The organism is Micromonospora sp. CPCC 205739, from assembly GCF_036906795.1.
In the GTDB taxonomy this organism is placed as follows: Bacteria; Actinomycetota; Actinomycetes; order Mycobacteriales; family Micromonosporaceae; genus Micromonospora.
On record NZ_JBAKHS010000003.1, the window covers coordinates 449,027 to 455,496 of the forward strand.

The following is a 6,470-nucleotide window of genomic DNA, read 5'->3' on the forward strand; positions in this document are numbered from 1 at the left end:
CCCCTGGCCGGGGCGACGGCCTGAATCGATGACGTCGACTGTCCCGGTCGGGCGTGGAAGCACCGTGGAAGGAGGGTGTAAACCGAGCGCCTGCCGAGGCGTTTAATCCGATGGCGCTCCCGGCGAGAGCACAACAGGTCACCGCCGGTGCTCGGGATCCTGGCGCGGGCGGTTGAATGACCGAAGGCGGCCGCTGGCGCGTACCTCGGTCTGGAACTGGCTTTCCGCCAGCGGACCCTCGCCGGCGGGCCCGGTCAGCCTGCGGTCGGCGTGGCCCTCAGGTTCAGCAGCCCGGCGTCGACGACGGCGCAGCTGAGCGGCTGCGCCAGTTCCGCGAGCCGTACACACCCGTCCTCGCCGAGCATCCGGTAGGCCGGCTCCGCGAGAGCGTCCGTCCGATCCTCCACCGACTGGCGCAACTCCCGGCCGGCATCGGTGAGGGCCAGGTCGTCGCCGTCGGCCAGCAGGCCGCGAGACCGCAGCCCGTCCACCGCCTCGGCCCACTCGTCGCCGGTCCAGCCAGCGGCACCCAGTCGGGCCAAATCGCCAGGGCTCGAGGCTCGACCCCGGATCTGCGCCAACGCCGCATCTGCCGAGGCGAGCGGCAGGTCGCCGGTGGGCCAGACGGGACCTGCCTGCCCGACTGACGAGCCGAGCCTCCCATCGCGAAGGGGTGTGCCCATACCGGTTGGCGGGTGCGACCGAACCGCCGATATCCGCGCCTATCCCCGACCGCCGCCCGGCGATACCGTGCACCCACCGCCTCGGGCCGCGCCCCGCCGACAGGCCGCGACGCCGCCTTACGCGTCCCCATCCGCACCACCGGATCGATCTCACGTCCGACGCCGGCGTAGTCGCCGGGAGAGAGGATCGAAGAGGATGCTTCCGACACCCACCACCTCCCGCTGGCGAGCGGCGAGAGTGACCCTCGCAGCCGCCATCGCACTGGTCAGCCTCGGCATTTTCGGCGCACCCGTGCACGCCGAGGGACAGTCCAAAGTCACCGTGATGACCCGCAACCTGTATCTGGGCGGCGATCTGACGCCGTCCATCGGCGCGCCGACGACGGGAGCGTTCCTGGCCGCGAACTCCGCGCTGTTCAGCCACGTCGGCCTGGTCAACTTTCCCGCCCGGGCGAAGCTGCTCGCTCGGGAGATCACCGAGAACAAGCCGGATCTGGTCGGCCTGCAGGAGGTCGCCCTGTGGCGCACCGGCACGTTCGGTGACCCCGCACCGGCCACCGAGATCCGGTACGACTACCTGGCGCTGCTCATGGGCGAGCTGAGCCGTTCCGGTCACGCGTATGACGTCGCGGTCGTGCAGGCCGAGGCCGATCTGGAGGCGCCGGCGGGTGCGCCGCACTTTCTGGACGTACGGCTCACGATGCGCGACGTGATCCTGGTACGCCACGGCGGCCGGGTGAAGGTGACCGACTCCTCGTCCGGCACCTTCGCCAACAACCTCACCTTCACCCTCGCGGCCACGAACGGGACCGTGACCAGCACCCGTGGTTGGACCGCGGTGGACGTGGTGCACGGACAACGCCCGTTCCGGTTCGTGAACACCCACCTGGAGGCCTTCCACCCCGGTGTCCGGGTGCTGCAGGCGCGCGAACTGCTGGCCGGGCCGCTGGCCTCCGCGCCGGGTGACGTCATCCTCGCCGGTGACCTCAACACGGGCCCCGACCTGCCCGTCGCCGAGAACCGGCTCGCCTATGCGGCGCTGGTGGCCGGCGGGATGCGGGACACGTGGGAGATCCTGCACCCGGATGAACCCGGCTACACCGCGGGTCTGGGCGACGACCTGAACCAACCCGCCGACGCCGTCGAGCACCGCATCGACATGGTCCTGTTCCGGGGGACGCTCGTGCCCGTGTCGAGCCTCATCTTCGGCAACGAGCGGCAGACCGCCGACGGCCGGTGGGCGTCGGACCACCTCGGCTACCTGGCTGTCCTGGCCCTGCGGTAAGGCGATCGTTGCTCCGGGCTGGCGCCGACGCGCCAGCCCGGAGTTGACCCTGGCGCAGAGCGCCACAGCGTGAGCGGCCCGGCTGTCAGTAGGTCCCGCCCCGCGCCACCTGCGCGGCCACCCGCTCGTGCAGCGCGGCGAGGGCCGGGCTGACGGTGGCGGTGACCGGCACCGGGCCCGCCAGCCGGCGCGCCGGCTCCGGTAGCCAGGCGAGGTCCGCGTCGAACCGGGCGCGCGCAGCGCGTACCTCACCGGCCGGGTCGGCGGCGGCCAGGCGACGGCCGCCACGCATGACCGGCACGAGCAGCGGCTCGCGGTCGCCCGGCGGGGGTTCGTCGCGCAGCCCCACCACGTCGCCGCCGGCACCGGTGGGATCACGAAAGACCTGCTTGGGACCGGGCAGGGTGGCCTTGCCGGGCGACAGCTTGAGCACCGGCCGGTCGCCGACGGCCACCAGCTTGTAGGCGCTGTCCAGGGACGGCGCGTCGAAGGAGACGCCCATACGGGTGCCGACGCCGTACGCGTCGATCGGTGCGCCCGCGGCGACGAGCGCCGCGATGGCGTCCTCGTCGAGGCTGCCGCTGGCCACGATCTGGGCCTGGGTCAGCCCGGCGTCGTCGAGGATCGCGCGGGTCTGCACGGCCAGCGCGGCGAGGTCCCCGGAGTCGAGCCGCACGCCCATCGGGCCGGTCAGTCCCAACTCCGCGATGACCTCGACGGCGGCCCGTACTCCGGCGGGCGTGTCGTAGGTGTCGACGAGGAACACCGGGTTCGTGGGGAAGTCGGTTGCGAACGCGCGGAACGCGGCACGCTCGTCGGGGAACGCCTCGACGTACGAGTGGGCCATCGTCCCGGACGGCGGCAGTCCGTAGCGTCGAGCGGCCTCGACGTCGCTGGTCGCGGCGAAGCCGGCGATCGCGGACGCCCGGGCCACGGCCGCCCCGGCCTCGATGCCGTGCGTGCGGCGGAACGCGAAGTCGACCAACTGTGCGTCGCCGGCGGCGAGGCGGCATCGGGCGGCTTTGCTGGCCACCGTGGTGTGGAAGGTGATCAGGTTCAGCACGCCGGTCTCCACCAGCTGCGCCTCGGCGATCGGCGCGGTGACCTCCAGCAGCGGTTCGTCGGCGAACACCACGCGGCCCTCGGGTACGGCCCAGACGTCACCGGTGAACCGTAGCCCCGCGAGCGCTGCCAGCGTCGCTTCGTCGAGCCCGACGGTGTCGCGCAGATAGCCGAGTTCGCCCTCGTCGAAGGCGAAGCTTTCCAGGAACGCCAGCGCCTCGGCCAGCCCGGCGGCCACCAGGAAGCCACGCTGCGGCGGTAGGCGGCGGACGAACAGGCTGAACGTTGCGCGCTCCACCATGTCCCGGCGCAGGTAGCTGGCCGCCATCCGCAGCTCGTACAGGTCGGTACGCAACCCGGTCATGGTTCCTCCATCGGCACGGGCACCGCACCCACCCTGTGTGGCGGAATGTGTTGGGCGCGGGTACCCCTTCGGGTCGCTGGTACACCTACCGGCGGTGACACCTTGGCACCTCGCCGACGTACAGGTCCGGCACCTCAGGCGCGGCGAGGTAGCCACCGCGGTCGTACTCGCTCCACCGCACCGACGGCCGCGGTCATCACCCGGTGGGCGTAGCCTTCAGGTCCAGCAGCCCGGCGTCGACGACGGCGCGGCTGAGCGGCCGCGCCAGTTCCCCGAGCCGGGCACACCCCTCCTCACCGAGCACCCGGTAGGCCGGCTCTGCGAGCGCGTCGGTCCGATCCTCCACCGACTGCCGCAACTCCCGGCCGGCATCGGTGAGGGCCAGGTCGTCGCCGCCGGCCACCAGGCCGCGAGACCGCAGCCCGTCCACCGCCCCAGCCCATTCGTCGCTGGTCCAGCCACGACTGCGGCGCAGGAACCCCACCGGTACGTCGCCGGTCGCGGCGTGCAGCACGAGCGCGTCGAGACCGTTCACGCCGGCCAGCAGCAGGGCGCTGACGTGCCCGTCGCCGCGGAACTCGCGCAGCAGCGTCTGCGCGTGCCAGAGCACGAGGTGCGGTTCGTCCGGCCACGGCAGCGCCGCGTGGGCGGCGAACAGCGGACGCCCGGGCAGCTGCTCGCACGCCGACTCGGCGGCCCGGCGAGCCAGCTCGGCCGCCTCGGCGACGGTCACCGCTGCGTCCTCCACTGCTGAGAAGGCCCGGCTCAGGGCCGCGTCCGCGGCGTCCAGGCGGGCGCGAAGCACGGCCGCCGGGGCGGCGCGTTCCCAGGCGGCGGGCAGCGCCGCGCGTACCAGCGCGGGCTTGAAGTTGAAGAACGTCGCGATGACCGGTTCGGCCGGTACCGCACCGAACGCGGCCGACCGTGATGCGAAGTAGCCCGACAGGCCGTCCAGGCCGAGCTCGCCGTACCGTTGCCGCGCCTCGGGGGCGAAATAGATCATCGCGTGGATCGGCTCGGCGCGGCGCCACGCGGCGCGGGCGACCGCGGGGTCGAGGGGGGATCGGGCCACTGCAACTCCTTCCGTCACTGCCGTGTCACGGGCACGCCAGCGTGGTCGTCGACGCGGACCGTATGCCTCGGCACGGTGCCGGACACGGCTGCGGTCGCGCCGTCGGCTGCCGGGCACCCGATCGGCGCTGAGAGGGGCCCCGACCGTAGCGCACCGCCGGCCACCGGCCTCTGGACGAGTCGGGGCCTCCCATACGCGCGGACCACACCGCGGCTTCGACCAACTGCTCGGCAGCGACGTTGCGGCTGGTCAGGTCACCGTGCGTCGCACCTTCGTCCCCGATGGACCGCTGAACGACGATCGCGCGGCCGCGTCGTGGCGAGCAGATTGTCGTAGGCGGCTTCTAACCTGATCCGGACGCGACGCCCGAGGAGGCCGCACCCATGCTCGACCACCTGTCGATCCAGGTCCGCGACACAGGGGCCAGCGCCACCTTCTACGACGCCGTCCTGGCCCCGCTCGGCGGCCGCCGGGTGATGGAGTTAGGTGCGGTCACCGCCTACGGCACCGACCGCCCCGACTTCTGGCTCGGCCCGGTGGGCACCGGCGGTGAGCCGCGGGAGGCGCACATCGCGTTCACCGCCCCCGACCGGGCCGCCGTGCAGGCATTCCACGACGCCGCGGTCGCCGCCGGCGCAGAGGTGCTGCACGCGCCGCGGCTCTGGCCCGAGTACCACCCGACCTACTTCGGCGCGTTCGTCCGCGACCCGGACGGCAACAACGTCGAGGCCGTCTGCCACGCCCCGGAGTAGCGGTCAGGCGGTCTCGGTGGCGGCCCGGGCCAGCCAGCGCGGCACATCTGCCTCGTGGTACACCCGCTCGCTTGGCTCGATCCCGGCCAGGAACGCCGCGTACACGGCCGCCGACCGCAACGCCGCGACCGGCCGTAGCAGCGCCACGGCCCGTTCCGGCTCGCAGTCGGGTACGTCGGCCCGCCACCGGGCGCACCACGCGGCCGCCAGCGCGTCCGACTCCTGGAGAGGGAGCCCGACCGCCAACTCCAGGATGTCGAAGGCCGGGTGCCCGACGAACGAGTCACCCCAGTCGATGATCACCCGCCGCTTTCCGTCGCTCCGGACGTTGCCCGGGTGCAGGTCACCGTGCACCAGCGTGTCCGGTACGCCGCATTCGCGGGCCTGCTCCAGTCGCGCCTCCAGCCCGTCCAGCACGGCGTCGGCGTCGTGCGGGGCGAGCGCGGCGCGGATCCACCGGGCCAGGGCGGCGCCGCGCAGGTCAGGCACCCCGGCCGCCACCAGATCGTCGGCCAGCGGCAGCGCGCGTACCTGAAGGGTGTGCTGGTCGGCGGCGATGGCGTCGCGTTCGGCGGCCTCGGCCCCGTAGCGGTCCTCCCCCGGCACGTGGTCGAGCAGCATCCGCCCGTCGTCGTCCGCGGCGAGCAGGGTCGGTACCAGGCCGGGCGTGAGCGCGCCGAGCCGGCGCAGCACCGCCGCCTCGTGCCGGAAGAAGCCGGGTACCTGCTTGAGCCAGACCGGGCCGTGCGGGCCGTCGAGTCGCCAGATCGCCGACAGGTTCCAGGTACGCCTCTGCGCCACCTCCTTCACCGGCCGGCCGAGGTCGTCGAGGGCGGCCGTGGCCCAGGCGACGGTGGCGGCCGGCCCACCAGGCTCGGCGTAGGGGGCGCGCAGCGGGTGCGGCGCCAGGTCGACGTCCACCGGACGCAGCGGCACGGCGGGCGCGACGGGCACCTCGGCCAGGTACGTCACCGCGCCGCCGACCCCTGGCCGCTCGCCGACACCGTCCAGCAGCCGCAGCACCGCTACCTCGACGGGCGCGCCCTGGACGACCGCGTCGACCTCCTGCCACCAGGGGGTCGGCACGTCGTACGGGGGCAGCGCCCCGAGCGGCCGACCGGCGGGGTCGACCAGGACGAGGGTCACGGTGCGGGTCACGGTCGCCGACGTTGACGATCTCTCCGCCCTAAAGGGCGGAGATTCCCTCCACGCTGCGCGTGGAACACGCGGCGTCCGGGCGGATTCCTGCTTC

Annotated in this window: 6 protein-coding genes; 2 read left to right on the top strand and 4 right to left on the bottom strand. The window is 73.4% G+C overall.

Annotated features, from left to right (window positions below; all coding sequences use genetic code 11):
- Positions 1–254 precede the first annotated feature (254 nt).
- Positions 255–542 (bottom strand): helix-turn-helix domain-containing protein, encoded by a 288-nt coding sequence (locus V6U88_RS08140; RefSeq protein WP_334451227.1) that lies wholly within the window; start codon positions 540–542, stop codon positions 255–257.
- Positions 543–1,008: 466 nt separating this feature from the next.
- Between V6U88_RS08140 and V6U88_RS08145 the strand changes: the two genes are divergently transcribed.
- The gene (locus V6U88_RS08145) at positions 1,009–1,968 is read left to right on the top strand and encodes an endonuclease/exonuclease/phosphatase family protein (protein WP_334451229.1); all 960 of its coding nucleotides are present in this window, start codon (positions 1,009–1,011) and stop codon (positions 1,966–1,968) included.
- 85 nt (positions 1,969–2,053) lie between these two features.
- Here V6U88_RS08145 and V6U88_RS08150 read toward each other — a convergent pair whose 3' ends face one another.
- On the bottom strand, positions 2,054–3,394 hold the full coding sequence (locus V6U88_RS08150; protein WP_334451231.1) for a nicotinate phosphoribosyltransferase: 1,341 nt from the start codon (positions 3,392–3,394) through the stop codon (positions 2,054–2,056).
- A 196-nt stretch (positions 3,395–3,590) separates the two neighbouring features.
- Positions 3,591–4,466, bottom strand: a complete 876-nt coding sequence (locus V6U88_RS08155) for an SCO6745 family protein (protein WP_334451233.1) — start codon at positions 4,464–4,466, stop codon at positions 3,591–3,593.
- A gap of 383 nt (positions 4,467–4,849) precedes the next feature.
- Between V6U88_RS08155 and V6U88_RS08160 the strand changes: the two genes are divergently transcribed.
- The gene (locus tag V6U88_RS08160) at positions 4,850–5,218 is read left to right on the top strand and encodes a VOC family protein (RefSeq protein ID WP_334451234.1); all 369 of its coding nucleotides are present in this window, start codon (positions 4,850–4,852) and stop codon (positions 5,216–5,218) included.
- Positions 5,219–5,221: 3 nt separating this feature from the next.
- Here the strand turns inward: V6U88_RS08160 and V6U88_RS08165 are convergent, their stop codons facing one another.
- A complete protein-coding gene (locus V6U88_RS08165; RefSeq protein ID WP_334451235.1) occupies positions 5,222–6,376 on the bottom strand; it encodes a phosphotransferase in 1,155 nt (384 codons plus the stop codon).
- Positions 6,377–6,470: the final 94 nt, after the last annotated feature.